Source organism: Glycocaulis sp. (assembly GCF_051859565.1).
GTDB lineage: Bacteria > Pseudomonadota > Alphaproteobacteria > Caulobacterales > Maricaulaceae > Glycocaulis.
Window position 1 is genome coordinate 30,531 of sequence record NZ_JBHYFK010000008.1, and the last position, 14,388, is coordinate 44,918.

Here is a 14,388-nt window from a genome sequence, read left to right on the forward strand (position 1 = left end):
TGACAGCGCGGCGCAGACGTGGCAACAGGCGCGCCGCCTCAAAGACCAATCCAGCGCTGAAGGATCAAGTCCCGTGCCCAAACCCGATCTTGGCGTCAAGCGAATCTGCCCGGAAACCGGCAAGAAATTCTATGACCTTGGCAAAGACCCGATTGTTTCGCCTTTCACCGGCAAGGAATACCCGGTCTCCTACTTTGCAGAGGTCGTGATGAAACCGGCCCGCAAGTCGCCCAAGCCCAAGGTTGAGGACGACAAGGAAGAAGAAGGGCTGGAGGACGATGAAGAGCTGGACGCGGCAGATGATGCAGCCGACAGCGACGATGATGATGACGACGATGCGGACGATGACGCGCCCGAACTCGACGAAGAGCCCATTGATCTGGGTGATGACGAGGACGAGGACGACGATGTCGTTCCGGTGAAGGGCAAGAAAGCCCCGGTCGACGACGATCTGGACGGGTTCTCCGATGAAGAGGCCGATCTGGACGACGAAGACGAGGATGACGGCATCCTGCTTGATGATGATGAAGACGATTTCGACGCAGATATCGGCGTCGAAGACGATGATGACGATACCCCATAGGCGGGTGCTGCAGGACACCGGGGTGGCGATTGCGTTTGCCACTTGATCGGGGCGCGCAAGCTGACTAGTTTCCGCGCTCCAAATCCGGCGGGCCCCAACCCGCCACGTGACGAGATACCGGGGCCATAGCTCAGTTGGGAGAGCGCTTGAATGGCATTCAAGAGGTCGGCGGTTCGATTCCGCCTGGCTCCACCATCACACCGAAGACCCCGCCCGCGGCACGCTGGCGGGGTTTTTGTTTTCCGGCTTTTCCCGATCTGTTTGTCTTCACCCCCGTTTTGCCTATCCTCGCTGCCAGAGCGATCAATGAAGGGAGCGGAGCATGGCCAGACAGGGTATCAGCCGCCGGGGTTTGCTGGGCGGTACGGCAGTGGCAGCAGCAGCGCTGAGCGCGGCCGGCGCCAGTTCAGCGGCACTCGGCAAGGCGCTGCGCTCTGAACCATCCCTTGAGGGCAAGACCATCCTGATAACGGGTTCATCCTCAGGCTTCGGGCGGGCTGGCGCGGAGCATTATGCGCGGCTCGGCGCGCGGGTGTTTGCCACGATGCGCAATCTGCCGCGCGCCGAAGCTGATGAGCTGACCGCTCTGGCAGAGGCTGAGAATCTCGCCATCGAAGTGGTGGAGATTGATGTCACCTCTGATGACAGTGTGGCGCGCGGCGTGGCCGAAGTGCTCGAAGCGACCGGCGGCACGCTCGATGTGCTGGTAAACAATGCCGGGATCGCGCTCGCCGGTCCGATAGAGCTGCAGGACATGGAGGCCACGCGCCTCATTTTCGAGACCAATACGTTTGGCCCTCACCGCATGGCGCGGGCCGTCCTGCCGGCCATGCGCGCTGCGGGCAGTGGTCTGATCGTGCAGATTTCCTCCCAGCTCGGCCGGGTGATCGTGCCGGGCCTGGGGCATTACTCTCCGGTCAAGTTTGCACTGGAAGCCATGAGCGAGGCGATGGCCTATGAGCTGGTGCCGCAGGGCATTGATGTGACCATCATCCAGCCGGGCGGCTACCCCACGCAGATCTGGAACAGTGCCAGCGTCCTGACCGGCGCCCTGCTGGAGCGTACGCCGGCAGAGCGGCTGGCAGCTTATCCTGAACTGATCGCGGGCATGGGCGCAGGCGGCGGGGGCGGCAGCACCGATCCGATGGATATACCCGATGCCATTGCGCAGCTGATTGCCAGCCCCGGCGGAACGCGGCCCTTGCGCGTGGCCGTGCATCCCGTTGCCCGGCCCCAGCTTGGCATCAATGAGACCAGCCGCGAGACCCAGCTGGCCATGCTGGGCGGTTCGCCCTACGGGCCGTGGGTGAGGGATGTGCTGGAGCGCTGAGCGGCTGACGGCGAAAACCTGAACCTGCGCTAAACGCTGCGCTCTGCCTGCGTTCAGCTGGCACGTGGCAATGTCCTGTCCAGCAGCCGGCCAAGGTCCGGCCCTGAACGGGAGGTTTGCCATGTCACGCCCTGAGTACGACGCGTCTGTACGGCGCCCGGGCCGCTGCGCCGCGAGGGCCGCCATCAGTGCGGCCATTCTGGCCTTTGCAGTTGTGCTGCCGGGCGCGGCAATGGCCCAGCAGCCCTCGTTCAATCCGCCACCGCCGCGCGCACCGGACATCCGGCCCGGCGAGGCGTGCTCGCTGGTGCTGGTGCAGGGCCGTGGCACGCGGCAGCTGATCGCCCGCGCCGCGCCCGGCATTTCGGGGCACTGGTCCTTGAGCGTGCGCAGTGACGGGCTCCAGTCTGACCAGTCCGGCCCTCTGCAGGGCGGATCAAGTGTGCAGGAGCTGACCCGCATCACGCTTGACGGGCAATATCGTCCGGTCGCGGACCACAGCGCGGCGGGCCTCTACGGACCCGTAACCCGCCCCGGCGCCGCCCCTGTCCAGGCCGCGCTGGTTGTACGTGACGGGCGGGGCCGGGTCGTGTGCCGCGCGGCGCCAGAGTTGCGCTAGGCGCTTTCTTGCGGGACGGGAACGCACCTGATCACGCGTTTGCGACTTGCCCCGGGCCTGTCTGCGGCTAGGGTTCAGACCAATGGTCACAAGAACCCGGGGAATATAATTGATAGCTGTCAGCACTTTACTGGCACTGGCGATGGCCGTTGCGGCGGATGGTCCACCCATATTGCAGCCCGGCGCACCGGGCGAGCCGACGCGTGAGATCACGGCAGAACGCTCGCGCGCGCTGAGCCAGACGCGTCATACGGCCGCCGATACGCGCTTCATGCAGCACATGATCGTCCATCACCAGCAGGCGGTGGACATGGTCGCGCTCATTGAAGGGCGCACCAGCAATGCGTCCATCATCGCCATTGGCGGGCGCATTGCGCGCTCTCAGGATGATGAGATTGCCCTGATGCGCGACTGGCTGATGCGGCGCGGCGAGGCGCTGGAGGCCGATGATCTGCACGAACATCACGGGGCTGGCGGGCATGATCACCATCACGCCCATCATGCCTCTGATGATCCCGATGATGTCCCGCTGATGACCGGCATGCTGTCAGTCAACCAGATGCGCGCGCTGGCCGCCGCTGAAGGGGCTGAGTTCGACCGGCTCTTCCTGGAGGGCATGATCCATCACCATGAGGGCGCGCTCATCATGGTCGACGAGCTGCTGGAACATCCAGGCGCCGCGGAGGACATCATCATGTCGGACTTCACCGGTCATATCGTGGCCGACCAGATGGCCGAGATCCTGCGCATGCAGAACCTGCTGCGCGATTTGCCGCCCGCTGAAGAGCGCGAGGCAGAGCCGCACAGCCACCACCATCATCACCATCACTAGACGCAAGGAAAGCTTGCGCAAACCGGGGAAACTTCACGATGAAACATTTGCTGAGATGCACTGTCGCGCTTGGCGTCCTGTCGCTCGCTATCGGTACGGCGCAGGCCCAGGTGAACACGGTGGGCGAGGATGAGCGCTCCCATCTGGCAGGCGGGCTTTTCGATGCGGAAAGCGCCAGCTGGAACATGGTGCTGGAGCATAGTGTTCCGCCCATCGACGCCTTCTTTGACGAGCGCGCGCTGTTTGCGCCGGCCCAGTTCATGGAAGCCATGCGCGCTGCGCGCGAGGCCGAAGAACGCGGTGAGGAGGCCACCCTGCCCGCCTTCACGCCGCTGGCTCTGGCCAATACCGATTTTGCCTTCCAGGGCGATCACGTCATCATGGGCAATTATCACGGCTTCCTGATCTACAACGTGGCCGGGGACGCGCCTGAGCTGGTGACGGCGGTCGTGTGTCCGGGCGGACAGGGCGATGTGTCGGTCTATGGCGATCTGCTTTTCCTGTCGGTGGAGCATAACCGGGCCCGGCTTGATTGCGGCTCTGAGGCCGCTGAAGGCGAAGTCAATCCGGACCGTTTCCGCGGCATCCGCATTTTTGACATTTCCGACATCACCGCGCCGCGCCAGATCGCTGCCGTGCAGACCTGCCGGGGTTCGCACACGCACACCCTGCTGCCCGATCCGAACGATGAGAATATCCTCTACGTCTATAATTCCGGCACGCAGCCTGTGCGCTCCGGCGACGAGCTGGAATTCTGCTCTGACGGGCAGCCTGGCGAAAACCCGGAGACCTCGCTCTACTCGATCGACATTATCCGCGTGCCGCTTGATGCGCCGGAAACGGCAGAGCTGATCGACAGTCCGCGCATCTTTGCCGACCGCGAAACCGGCGAGATCGCAGGCCTCTGGCAGGGCGGCCAGCTCGGCATTGCCAGCCAGCGCACCTCCCAGACCAATCACTGCCACGACATCACGGTCTACCCGGAGCTTGGCATTGCCGGCGGCGCGTGCAGCGGTAACGGCATATTGCTGGACATCACCGACCCCGCCAATCCGTCGCGCATTTCCGAGCTCTTTGACCCGGACATGGCCTACTGGCACTCGGCTACCTTCAACAATGAAGGTGATGTGGTCGTCTTCACCGATGAGTGGGGCGGCGGCACGGCGGCGCGTTGCCGCGCAGAAGACCCGGCCAACTGGGGTGCCAATCTGATTGCCACGATCGAAGGCAATGTGCTGCGCGGGCAGACCTTCTACAAGCTGCCTTCCACGCAAGGCTCCAGCGAGAACTGCGTGGCGCACAATGGCTCTCTGGTGCCGGTGCCGGGCCGCGATATCATGGTGCAGTCCTGGTATCAGGGCGGTATTTCGGTGATGGATTTCACCGATCCGCGCAATCCTTTCGAGATCGCCTATTTCGACCGCGGGCCGGTGGACCCGGACAATCTGGTCGTGGCCGGTTACTGGTCGTCCTACTGGTATAATGGCCGCATCTACGCCAGCGAGATCGCGCGCGGGCTTGATGTGCTGCGCCTTGAGGCGGGCGAGCATCTCTCCGAAGCGGAACTCGCCGCCGCCGAAGCGGTGATCGAGGCTGAGGTCAATCCGCAGACCCAGACCCGTATCGTGTGGGAAGACAGCGCGGTGGTGGCGCAGGCGTATCTGGATCAGCTCGCGCGCGGCGAGGCCGTTGAGGCACGCCTTCTGGAGCGTGCGGGCACGGAGGTCTCCCGCTGGGCTGATGGCCGCGTGAACCGGGGCAATCTGCGCCGGCTGTCGCGTGATCTGGCATCTGCCGCCGCTGAGACCGAGGGCCGTGATGGCGCACGCCTGACGGCGCTAAGTGAGCTTCTGGGCCGCGTCGCGGGCTAGCGCGTCTGCACGACTATTGAAGACGCCCCGTCAGCCCTGGCTGGCGGGGCTTTTTCGTCGCCGGAGGCTTCCTGCAAGCAGCCTCTTGAAGAGGCGGGATGTGGTCCCCACCTCTATATCCGAGGGCATTGAAGAGGAGGCCCAAACATGGCTCCTGAAGAGTTTGAACAAGGCGAGTCGGGTGTGCCTGCCACCGTCTATGTACGCGAAATCGCGGCCGCAGACGTGTTCGAGCAGGTCCTGCCGGGCAATGCGATTGAAATTGATGGCGTGACGCTGGAACCCGATCAGCAGTTATACGCTATACATGATGAAGACGGGCGCCGTGTCGGCCTGTTTGCCGATCGCGATGCGGCTTTTGCCGCTGCGCGCTGGCATGGTGCGGCTCCCGTAAGCGTGCATTAGCACGCGCAACGGAAAGCGTGTCAGTCAGTCCCTCCCCCCGGACGGCACGCTTCACTGGAACGCCTCCCGGTCCCCCGCCGGGGGGCGTTCTGCGTTTTAAGGGGCGGTCAGAGCGAGAGCGCTTCACCCTTGAGCAGGCGCGGCAGATCGCCGGTCTCCCCGCCGGCCGTGCGCATGAAGAAGCGGCGCGCCACGGGAATGGCATTGGTCAGGGACAGGCCCAGCCCGCGCGCATGACGCAGCGCCGTATTGTCGTTGGAAAAGAGCAGGTTGAAAGCATCAGTGCCGAGCGCAAGGGCGGCTGAATCCGTCTTGCGCCAGCGCTCATAGCGGGTCAGCGCAGCCTGCGATCCCGGATCGAGCCCGGCGCGCAGGGCATCGACGATCACTTCGCACAGGGCGGCCGCGTCGCGAATGCCCAGATTGAAGCCCTGCCCGGCAATGGGGTGGATGGTGCGCGCCGCATCGCCCGCCAGCGCCAGACGCTCTGCTGTGAAGCGTTCGGCCAGCATCAGGCCCAGCGGATAGATGTGGACCTGGCTCACCGGCTTCACTTCGCCCAGAAAATCACCGAAGCGCGCTTCGAGCGCTTCCTGAAAGCCTTGCGGGTCAAGCGCGGCAATGGCGCGCGCGGGCGCGTCCTTCTCGGTCCAGACAAGGCTGGAACGGTTGCCGGTCAGGGGCAGGATGGCGAACGGCCCGCCCGGCATGAAATATTCATACGCCACGCCCTCATGGGGCAGTTCATGCTCTACGGTCAGCACGATGGCCGACTGGCCGTACCGGCGTCCGAGCGAGCGGATACCGGCCCCCTCGCGGAGACGTGACATCTTGCCATCACAGGCCACGATCAGGCTTGCCCGCACCGTATCGCCGCCATCAAGCTCCAGCACGGCGTGGCCGGAATGTGCCTGCATGGAGAGGGCGCGGCGCGGCGCAAAGACCGGCAGGCCGGTCTCATGGGCGCATTTGGCCGCCGCGATGCGGGTATGGCGGTTCTCCACCATGTATCCCAGCGGTTCGCCGTCTTCGCGCGGATGGATCTCGCGCCGGTCGAAATGCAGGCTGTCGACGCCGGGGCCGCCGGCTTTCAGCCCGTCGAGCGGACGCCCGTCCACGACCAGAATATCCTCGATGCGCTGGGCCTGGCCTTTGAGATGCTTGGCCACGCCAATCTGTTCCAGCATGCGCCATGAGGTGTAGGCGAGCGCAGAAGCGCGCCCGTCAAAGGCGATATCGGCTTGAGCATCCAGGGGAAGGGCGTCGATTACCGCCACTTTCACGCCCGCGCGGTGCAGGGCGAGCGCGAGGGTCAGCCCGGCCAGTCCGCCGCCGGACACCACCACATCGCCGTCAAAAAGCATTTTGCCTGTCATGGCGGTGAGACTAGCCGATCAGGCGGCTAAAGGAAGCGGGGCAAATGCCGCAGGGTGGGTATTACTTTTCTTGATGCTCCGCACATCCGTGCGTCGCTTCGGGCAATCCCCGATCGAGCCGGGGACAGGCAGTGCCCGGCGGCCGGTCGGCCTTGCGGACCGCTTCGCGGTCCGAAGAGCGCGAACGCGCGCCCGCGACTTTTCGCGGAACATCGCAACGCGGATGCGTTGCGGAACTAAGATCCTGTCATCCCGCCGAGCGCGCGCTGCACCCAGCCCAGAGGGCCGGTGAAAGCCAGCGGGCCATCAGTGACGGCCAGCGCAATGCAGACCTCGCCTGCTTCTGCTACCGGCTTGTGCTCGATGTCCGGGTCGGCAACGCTCAGATCGCCCTTGCCATAGCGGGCAAGCCCGTCATGGAAGGCGCCACACAGCACCAGGGTAAATTCCTTGCAGTCATGGGTGTGGCGCGGCACGCCATGGCCTGGCTCCAGCCGGATCAGCTCGGCCTTGGCACCGTCCTCGCGCATCAGCTCCATGATGCGCACGCCGGGGCCCGCAAACTGCCAGTTGCCAGCCGCTTCCAGCGCCAGATCGCGCACCGGCTCAGGCAGGGCCAGAAGCTCATCAAGCGACTGGCTGGCAAGTTTCGCCGCCTTGCGGGCGGAATCGTGATTGACCATTTGCGACGGACCGGCCTCACCGGCAGCGGCCGCTTCGGTGTCTAGGATGGCGAAGAGATCGTCCATGGCGCCGGGGCGCAGCGGAGCAGGCGCCATCGCGGTCAGAAGCACGCCTCCAATCCGCTCGGCATCGCTGCACAGCTCAAAGACCTGCGGGTCCAGCGCGGCTTGCGTATCAAGCAGCAGGCGCATCGGGCCAGACAGGGCGCCTGAAGCGTAGGCGGAGAAAATTTCGTCACCGAGGCTCTGGTGGGTCATGGCGTCAGTCTGGTCTCATCTGGATGCGAGTTCGGGGATATTGATCGTGCCTATAACACTTCAAGGGTTGGCCGATGGTTATTGCAGTTCGTCCTGGCTAGAGATCGTCGGCGTCGAGATGTTTTCGCAACTTGTCGAATGCGAGGCGCAGCCGGGACTTCACGGTTCCCAGCGGCAGGGCCAGCCGCTCGGCAATCTCGCTATGGGAAAGACCGTCAAAAAAGGCGAGCTGCAAAAGCGATAGCTGCTCGGCCGGCAAACCTTTCAGCGCCGCCTGCACGCGCAGATCGCGCGCGCTGGCATGGGTGGCCTCATCAGGGGCGATTTCAGGCTCCGGCAGCAGAGAGGGCTCGTCCGGGTCGAGCGCCGGTTTTGACGCGCGGCGGGCTATGTCGATGCGCTTGTTGCGCGCTATGCGGAATATCCAGGTGGAGGCCGAAGCCTGCGTCCGGTCAAACTGATGAGCCTTGCGCCAGACGGTCAGCATGACCTCCTGGGCAATTTCCTCGGCGAGCGCATCGTCGGCATTCAGCCGCAAAAGATAGGATTTCACGCGTGGCGCGAAGAAATTGAACAGGGTTGCGAACGCCGCGCGGTTCTGCCGGGCGGTTTCCTCCACAAGCGCGTCAAGCGTCTCGCGCCCTTGCGGGACGTCAGTCCTGATCTTGAAGTCCGCCAAGGAGGATAATCGCTCTCGCGCCCCGGATTGCACCAAACAGACATGCACCTTAACGCGGTTTAAAGAGCTACGCGCCTTGAAATCGCCGTTACGAGAGCAGAAACATAACCGGCCTGCAGCCAGCCGCCATTACAGGAACCCGCGCCATGCGCCTCGCCCTTGCCTCCGCCGCCTTTTGCGCCCTTGCCCTTTGTGCGCCGTCCTTTGCCCAGGCACCTGATTTTCAGGGCCAGCACAATGACTGGCGCGTCTTCACCCGCGGAAGCGGGGCAGAACGCATCTGCTATGCGGTCACCCGCCCCACCGATTCGCGGCCTGGCACGGTCGATCATGGCGATGTGTATTTCTTCGTGTCCAGCTGGGCGAACGGGGCCGCGCGCGAGCAGCCAAGCTTTCTGGCCGGCTATGAGCTGCGTGCCGACAATCCGCCGCGCGCCACTGTCGGCTCTGACCGTGTGAGCATGTATGTCGATGAGCGTGAAGGCTTTGTCGAAGAGCCACGCGAAGAGGCCCGGCTGGTCGATGCCATGCGGCGCGGCGCCACCATGCGGATCGAGGCAGTGTCCGCGCGCGGCACCAACACGGCCTACACCTTCTCGCTGTCAGGCGTGACGGCTGCCCTGCGCCAGGCCAGCGAGCTGTGCCGCTAGAGGGGCCTCAGGCGGCCTTGCCCTTTGCCGCGCGGCTATGGCGCTCCATGAACGCGTTCATGCGCGGGACGATCTCCTCGCGGAAGCGCCGCCCGTTGAACACGCCATAATGGCCGACATCGGGCTGGATATAGTCCTCGCGCAGGGTTTTGGGCAGGCCCGAACAGAGCGTGTGGGCGGCCTGCGTCTGGCCGATACCGGAAATATCGTCATTCTCGCCCTCGACGGTGAGAAGCGCGATATCGGTTATGGCTGACGGGTCGACCCGCCGGCCCTTCACCTCGAAATTGCCTTGCGGCAAAGCGTGGGCCTGGAACACGTCGGTGATGGTTTCGAGGTAGAATTCCTCGGTCAGGTCCATGACCGACAGATATTCGTCATAGAACTGGCGGTGCTTGTCGGTGCTGTCGCCATCGCCTTTCACCAGATTGGCGAAATAGTCGTAATGGGCATCGACATGGCGCTCATAGTTCATGTTGATGAAGCCGGTGAGCTGCAGGAAGCCCGGATAGACCCGGCGCAGCGCGCCCGGATACACGGTGGGCACGGTGTGGATCAGATTGTCACGGAACCATTCAAACGGGCGTTCTTCAGCCAGCTTGTTGGGCACGGTGGGGCTTTTGCGCGCATCAATGGGCGAACCCATGAAGGTCATCGTGGCGGGACGCGCCGGATCCTTGTCCTGCGCCATCAGTGACAGGGCCGCCAGCACCGGCGGGCCAGGCTGGCAGACGGCCGCCACGTGAGCACCGGGGCCGATGACTGTAATCATCTCGCGGACGTATTCGGCGTAATCGCCCAGCCCGAACCGGCCTTCCATCACTGGCACCATGCGCGCATCGGCCCAGTCGGTGATGTACACTTCATGGGTGGGCAGGAAGGCCTCTACCGTGCCGCGCAGCAGCGTGGCGTAATGGCCGGACATGGGCGCGACCAGCAGAAGCTTGGGATCGTTGAGCGCGGACTCTTTGACCTTGCGCGCGGCGGCGCGCGCGGCCCGGTCGCGGGCGAAATGCACCAGATTGCAGAACGGCTTGCGCCAGACGGTTTCCACTTCGATGCCAACCGGCGCGCCGTTGACTTCGGTTTGCTCGATGCCCCATTCCGGCTTGCCGTAATAGCGCGTCAGGCTTTCAAACACGTCCGCGGCAGCAGCAGCGGTGCGCCCGGCCAGCGTGTCGCCCATCGGGTTTAGCGGCGAGCGCAGCGAGGAGCGGGCCACATTGGCCGCAGTGCGCCAGGGCAGCATGGCGGCACGGGTCATTTCCATGAAGGTGTAAAGCATTGAAAATCAGGCCTCCGGCCTATCGGGCCTTAATGCCCGCAGGATTTCAGGACGGCGATCATGCGCCTTCTTCCTGTAAAAATCGTTGCAGGGATTGCGCAATGCGTTCGGGCGGCGTGGCGTGGGGGAAAACCTCCACAAAACGGCCCTGCCGGTCCATCAGATAGATAAGCGAGGAATGGTCGATCAGATACTCGGCCATGGAGGCATCCGCTTCGGAGCGGGCATAGTAGACGCGGTAGGCGCGTGCGGCTGTCTGGATCTGCTCTGCCGAGCCCGTCAGGCCGATCAGGCCTTCGGGAAAGACCGGCGTCTCGACATATTGTGCCAGTGCCTCGGGTGTGTCGCGCTCAGGATCGAGGCTGATGAGGAGAGGCTGGAACTGGGCGCGCTGCGCTTCGTCCAGCTCTTCGAGCGCCTGCGCCATCAGCTGCAGCGACATCGGGCACACATCGGGGCAATAGGTGAAGCCGAAATAGATCAGCATGGGCCGGCCTTCGAAATCGGCGTTCGTCACCGTTTCGCCGGTATGGGCCACCAGTTCGAAATCGCCGCCAATCAGGGCCTGTCCGCTTTCACGCACGCCGGGGGCGGCGTTCGGGCGCTGTCCGCTGGCATAGACAAGCGCGGCAACAGCAATAACTACACAGACGGCGCTGGCGATGACGGGAAAAAGCCAGGCAGGACGGTTTGACCAGTTCACGGATGCCCGCTCCTCGGTATGCTTCTGACCGAATAGATAGGGCGCAAATTACCGTCCTGTCGAGGCGCTACGCTGCGTCGCAGCACAAGCTTGGAGACCAGACTTGGCCCTTTTCCACACTGATGCCGACGAAAGCAGCGCCGATCCCTCCCTGACTCCGCTCTTCGGGCGGGTCCGGCTGCGCACCCTTATCGTATTGAGATGGCTGGCGGTTACCGGCCAGACCATCACCGTTTTCGGCGTACACTTCATCCTCGGCTTCGACCTGCCGCTGGCCTTGTGCCTGGCCGCAATCGGAGCCAGCGCCGCTCTCAACCTTGTGATCGCGTGGACCCAGCCGGTCCAGCGCTTTGCCACCGAGCGCGAGAGCTTTGCCCAGCTCGCCTTTGACGTGATGCAGGTGATTGTGCTGGTGGCGCTGACGGGGGGCACATCCAACCCGTTCGCCTTTGTCGTGGCCGCGCCCGTGCTGATTGGCGTGGCGGCCCTGCCGGTGCGCTGGTGGATGACGCTGGCCGCGCTGACCATTGCCGGGTCGCTGGCGATGAGTGTCTGGCACATGGCCCTGCCGTGGAGTGACTGGGCCGGGGAGATAAACCTGCCGCCCCTTTATCAGGCGGGCCTGTGGCTGGCGCTGGTCATCACCATCGCCTTCACGGCGGTTTATGCCTGGCGGGTCGGAAGCGAGGCAAGGCGCATGGGTGCGGCGCTGGCGGCGACACAGAGCGTGCTGGCACGCGAACAGCGCCTGTCGGCCCTTGGCGCCCTGTCGGCGGCAGCGGCCCACGAGCTGGGCACGCCGCTCGCCACCATCCAGTTGACGGCCAAAGAGATGGCCCGCGCGCTGAAAGACCCGGAGTTGCAGGAGGACGCCGCTCTTCTGGTGTCGCAGGCAGAGCGCTGCCGCGATATTCTCAGGCGCCTGTCCCAGACCCCCAGCGATACCGACCAGATGCATGACCGCATGGCGCTGGGCGATGTGCTGGAGGAGGCTTCAGCGCCACTGAAGGGGCTCGGCGCGGCGATTCTGATTGATATGGAGGGCGAAGATGGTGCGCCGCTTGTGCGCCGCAGGCCTGAGCTCATCTATGCGCTGGGCAATTTTGTCGAGAACGCTGTCGATTTCGCCCGCGCCGAGGTGTACCTGACCGCAAGCGCGAGCGCGGACCGCTTTACCATCACGGTGAGCGATGACGGGCCGGGCTTTCCCGCTGACATTCTCTCCAAGCTGGGCGAGCCGTATATCACCACGCGCCGCCACGAGCCGGGGCCCGGCGGGCTGGGGCTGGGCGTGTTCATTGCCACCACGCTGATCGAGCGGCTGGGCGGTGTTGTCCGGTTTGAAAACCGGGCCGGGCGCAGCGGCGCACAAGTGGTCATGACCCTTCCGCGCAAGGGGCTGGAGCTGCCGGCCTGACCGGCCAAAGCGGCACAGGTCTTTCCCTGGCCGCCTGCCTGTCCTAGATCAGGGGACAGATTGTTGCTGACCCGCCTGAACCTGAAAGGAACCGGGCCTCACCATGACAGAAATGCTCGACCTGCCTGCCGACCGCACGCTTCTCATCCTGGATGATGATGCGCCTTTCCGTAACCGGCTCGACCGGGCGATGAGCCAGCGCGGATTCGAGGTGACGGCGGTAGGCAGCGTGGCCGAGGCGCTGGAGGTGGCGCGCGACAACCCGCCTGCTTTTGCGGTGGTCGATCTGCGGCTGGAGGATGGCGACGGGCTGGACGTGGTGCGCGCCCTGCACAGGCACCGCCCGGACTGCCGCGCCGTCATGCTGACGGGCTATGGCAATATCGCCACGGCTGTGGCGGCGGTGAAATCGGGCGCGATCGACTATCTTTCCAAGCCCGCCGACGCCGATGATGTGGTCAAAGCCCTGCTGGCAGCACCTGGCACCAAGCCGGAGCCGCCGGAGAACCCGATGAGCGCGGACCGGGTGCGCTGGGAGCATATCCAGCGCGTGTTCGAGCTGTGTGATCACAACGTGTCGGAAACGGCCCGCCGGCTGAACATGCACCGGCGCACGCTGCAGCGCATCCTCGCCAAGCGCGCTCCGCGCTAGGGCAGGCGGTCCAGCCGCAAGGCGCGCTCGGCCGCCGTGCGGGCAAAGCGCAAGGTGATGGATTTGCGCCGGGCGGGGGCCAGCGGATTGACCGGGCTTTCACGCACAATCGCGCCGCCAAACCCGTCCGCGATGATAAGGCCGGTATGTTCGGGCAGCAGGGCACGCGGGAAGCGTTCCGACACGGCAAAGAAATAGCGGTCGCACCAGTCGAAATATTCGGGCCATTTGCCATCGGCGCGAAAGTCTGCCGCGCCGGATTTCACCTCGACAATGACCAGCTCGCCCTTCGGTCCCAGTGCCATCAGGTCTGCCCGGCGCCCGCAGGGCAGGGAAAATTCCGGTATCGCGGCCAGGCCAAAGCTTGCCAGTACGCGTGCCGCGCCGCGCATCAGGCCCTGCGCATCGTCAATGGCCGGATTGGTAAGGGAGGCGATGGAGAGGGGTTCAGGCTTCATGGGGCAATAATGTTCAAACTTTGTTCCGTTTGCAAGCCCGGCTCATCCTGCATCTAGGCTGGCGCGCTCTGCCGGGCTAGGAAAAGGCATGACATCGATTTTCAAAGACCAGCTCGCCCCATCCGAAGCCGACTTCCTCGACATGGCCGAGGCGGCCTTTGCGTCCCTGCCGGAGCCGTTTCGCCAGCTCTGCGGCAATGTGGTGATCCAGATTGCCGATTTTGCCGACGAGGAAACGCTCATAGCGCTGGAGATGGAAAACCCGTACGAGCTGACCGGGCTCTATCACGGTGTCGATCTGACGGAGAAATCGGTCATGGATCCGGGCATGCCGGACCATGTCTTCCTCTACCGCCTGCCCATTCTGCTGGAATGGTGCGAGCGCGGGGATGTCGCTCTGGACGATCTCATTACCCATGTGCTCGTCCATGAGATCGGCCATCATTTCGGCCTGTCGGACGATGACATGCATGCCATTGAGGACAGTGTGGAGTAGGCTTTTCCCTCGTCCTTCGAGGCGGGGTGTAGAGACTGGCTGGCAACCCTTTTCTGGGTCCCCCGTCGGGGCGGGGGGACCCGGAGACGTT

General features: G+C 64.3%; 16 protein-coding genes and 1 tRNA gene. 11 read left to right on the forward strand and 6 right to left on the reverse strand.

Features of this window, described 5'->3' with window-relative positions; genetic code table 11:
• Nucleotides 1-73 precede the first annotated feature (73 nt).
• The 7 genes from ACTIGC_RS11985 to ACTIGC_RS12015 all read left to right on the forward strand — a co-directional run bounded on the left by ACTIGC_RS11985 (nt 74) and on the right by ACTIGC_RS12015 (nt 5,640).
• Nucleotides 74-583 carry a TIGR02300 family protein gene (locus ACTIGC_RS11985; protein ID WP_439634634.1) on the forward strand — a complete coding sequence of 170 codons (510 nt, stop codon included), beginning with the start codon at nt 74-76 and terminating at the stop codon, nt 581-583.
• Between the two features lie 119 nt (nt 584-702).
• A tRNA-Ala gene (locus tag ACTIGC_RS11990) sits at nt 703-778 on the forward strand.
• A 127-nt stretch (nt 779-905) separates the two neighbouring features.
• Nucleotides 906-1,913 (forward strand): SDR family oxidoreductase, encoded by a 1,008-nt coding sequence (locus tag ACTIGC_RS11995; protein ID WP_439634635.1) that lies wholly within the window; start codon nt 906-908, stop codon nt 1,911-1,913.
• A 121-nt stretch (nt 1,914-2,034) separates the two neighbouring features.
• Nucleotides 2,035-2,532: a hypothetical protein gene (locus ACTIGC_RS12000; RefSeq protein ID WP_439634636.1), complete on the forward strand. Its 498-nt coding sequence runs from the start codon at nt 2,035-2,037 to the stop codon at nt 2,530-2,532.
• Nucleotides 2,533-2,641: 109 nt separating this feature from the next.
• Nucleotides 2,642-3,364: a DUF305 domain-containing protein gene (locus ACTIGC_RS12005; protein ID WP_439634637.1), complete on the forward strand. Its 723-nt coding sequence runs from the start codon at nt 2,642-2,644 to the stop codon at nt 3,362-3,364.
• Between the two features lie 38 nt (nt 3,365-3,402).
• Nucleotides 3,403-5,235 (forward strand): LVIVD repeat-containing protein, encoded by a 1,833-nt coding sequence (locus tag ACTIGC_RS12010; protein ID WP_439634638.1) that lies wholly within the window; start codon nt 3,403-3,405, stop codon nt 5,233-5,235.
• A gap of 147 nt (nt 5,236-5,382) precedes the next feature.
• On the forward strand, nt 5,383-5,640 hold the full coding sequence (locus tag ACTIGC_RS12015; RefSeq protein WP_439634639.1) for a DUF1150 family protein: 258 nt from the start codon (nt 5,383-5,385) through the stop codon (nt 5,638-5,640).
• A 107-nt stretch (nt 5,641-5,747) separates the two neighbouring features.
• Here ACTIGC_RS12015 and ACTIGC_RS12020 read toward each other — a convergent pair whose 3' ends face one another.
• The 3 genes from ACTIGC_RS12020 to ACTIGC_RS12030 all read right to left on the reverse strand — a co-directional run bounded on the left by ACTIGC_RS12020 (nt 5,748) and on the right by ACTIGC_RS12030 (nt 8,636).
• Nucleotides 5,748-7,016, reverse strand: coding sequence for an FAD-dependent monooxygenase (locus ACTIGC_RS12020; RefSeq protein ID WP_439634640.1), 1,269 nt, complete (start codon nt 7,014-7,016; stop codon nt 5,748-5,750).
• Nucleotides 7,017-7,252: 236 nt separating this feature from the next.
• Nucleotides 7,253-7,957, reverse strand: coding sequence for a ChrR family anti-sigma-E factor (locus ACTIGC_RS12025; RefSeq protein ID WP_439634641.1), 705 nt, complete (start codon nt 7,955-7,957; stop codon nt 7,253-7,255).
• Between the two features lie 97 nt (nt 7,958-8,054).
• Entirely contained in the window at nt 8,055-8,636 is a 582-nt protein-coding gene (locus ACTIGC_RS12030; RefSeq protein WP_439634642.1) for a sigma-70 family RNA polymerase sigma factor, read from the reverse strand.
• Between the two features lie 146 nt (nt 8,637-8,782).
• Between ACTIGC_RS12030 and ACTIGC_RS12035 the strand changes: the two genes are divergently transcribed.
• The gene (locus ACTIGC_RS12035; protein WP_439634643.1) at nt 8,783-9,286 is read left to right on the forward strand and encodes an invasion associated locus B family protein; all 504 of its coding nucleotides are present in this window, start codon (nt 8,783-8,785) and stop codon (nt 9,284-9,286) included.
• 7 nt (nt 9,287-9,293) lie between these two features.
• Here the strand turns inward: ACTIGC_RS12035 and ACTIGC_RS12040 are convergent, their stop codons facing one another.
• Together ACTIGC_RS12040 and ACTIGC_RS12045 are read right to left on the reverse strand one after the other, a co-directional pair.
• Nucleotides 9,294-10,571 carry a polyhydroxyalkanoate depolymerase gene (locus ACTIGC_RS12040; RefSeq protein WP_439634644.1) on the reverse strand — a complete coding sequence of 426 codons (1,278 nt, stop codon included), beginning with the start codon at nt 10,569-10,571 and terminating at the stop codon, nt 9,294-9,296.
• Nucleotides 10,572-10,629: 58 nt separating this feature from the next.
• Nucleotides 10,630-11,274, reverse strand: coding sequence for an SCO family protein (locus ACTIGC_RS12045; RefSeq protein ID WP_439634645.1), 645 nt, complete (start codon nt 11,272-11,274; stop codon nt 10,630-10,632).
• Nucleotides 11,275-11,377: 103 nt separating this feature from the next.
• Between ACTIGC_RS12045 and ACTIGC_RS12050 the strand changes: the two genes are divergently transcribed.
• Complete coding sequence (locus ACTIGC_RS12050; protein WP_439634646.1) at nt 11,378-12,691, forward strand: ActS/PrrB/RegB family redox-sensitive histidine kinase; 1,314 nt, start codon at nt 11,378-11,380, stop codon at nt 12,689-12,691.
• A gap of 103 nt (nt 12,692-12,794) precedes the next feature.
• Complete coding sequence (locus tag ACTIGC_RS12055) at nt 12,795-13,343, forward strand: ActR/PrrA/RegA family redox response regulator transcription factor (RefSeq protein ID WP_439634647.1); 549 nt, start codon at nt 12,795-12,797, stop codon at nt 13,341-13,343.
• Here ACTIGC_RS12055 and mmcB read toward each other — a convergent pair.
• The gene (mmcB, locus tag ACTIGC_RS12060) at nt 13,340-13,801 is read right to left on the reverse strand and encodes a DNA repair putative endonuclease MmcB (protein WP_439634648.1); all 462 of its coding nucleotides are present in this window, start codon (nt 13,799-13,801) and stop codon (nt 13,340-13,342) included. The two genes, ACTIGC_RS12055 and mmcB, sit on opposite strands and share 4 nt — an antisense overlap.
• Nucleotides 13,802-13,889: 88 nt before the next feature.
• Here mmcB and ACTIGC_RS12065 point away from each other — a divergent pair, with 88 nt between their 5' ends.
• Nucleotides 13,890-14,297 carry a metallopeptidase family protein gene (locus ACTIGC_RS12065; protein ID WP_439634649.1) on the forward strand — a complete coding sequence of 136 codons (408 nt, stop codon included), beginning with the start codon at nt 13,890-13,892 and terminating at the stop codon, nt 14,295-14,297.
• Nucleotides 14,298-14,388: the final 91 nt, after the last annotated feature.

What these genes read in the sequence shown, in the direction of transcription:
- ACTIGC_RS12065 (WP_439634649.1), top strand. Translation starts at nt 13,890, where the DNA reads ATGACATCGATTTTCAAAGACCAGCTCGCCCCATCCGAAGCCGACTTC.
- ACTIGC_RS12010 (WP_439634638.1), top strand. Translation starts at nt 3,403, where the DNA reads ATGAAACATTTGCTGAGATGCACTGTCGCGCTTGGCGTCCTGTCGCTC.
- ACTIGC_RS12040 (WP_439634644.1), bottom strand. Translation starts at nt 10,571, where the DNA reads ATGCTTTACACCTTCATGGAAATGACCCGTGCCGCCATGCTGCCCTGG.
- ACTIGC_RS12000 (WP_439634636.1), top strand. Translation starts at nt 2,035, where the DNA reads ATGTCACGCCCTGAGTACGACGCGTCTGTACGGCGCCCGGGCCGCTGC.
- mmcB (WP_439634648.1), bottom strand. Translation starts at nt 13,801, where the DNA reads ATGAAGCCTGAACCCCTCTCCATCGCCTCCCTTACCAATCCGGCCATT.
- ACTIGC_RS12035 (WP_439634643.1), top strand. Translation starts at nt 8,783, where the DNA reads ATGCGCCTCGCCCTTGCCTCCGCCGCCTTTTGCGCCCTTGCCCTTTGT.
- ACTIGC_RS12020 (WP_439634640.1), bottom strand. Translation starts at nt 7,016, where the DNA reads ATGACAGGCAAAATGCTTTTTGACGGCGATGTGGTGGTGTCCGGCGGC.
- ACTIGC_RS12055 (WP_439634647.1), top strand. Translation starts at nt 12,795, where the DNA reads ATGACAGAAATGCTCGACCTGCCTGCCGACCGCACGCTTCTCATCCTG.
- ACTIGC_RS11995 (WP_439634635.1), top strand. Translation starts at nt 906, where the DNA reads ATGGCCAGACAGGGTATCAGCCGCCGGGGTTTGCTGGGCGGTACGGCA.
- ACTIGC_RS12015 (WP_439634639.1), top strand. Translation starts at nt 5,383, where the DNA reads ATGGCTCCTGAAGAGTTTGAACAAGGCGAGTCGGGTGTGCCTGCCACC.
- ACTIGC_RS12025 (WP_439634641.1), bottom strand. Translation starts at nt 7,957, where the DNA reads ATGACCCACCAGAGCCTCGGTGACGAAATTTTCTCCGCCTACGCTTCA.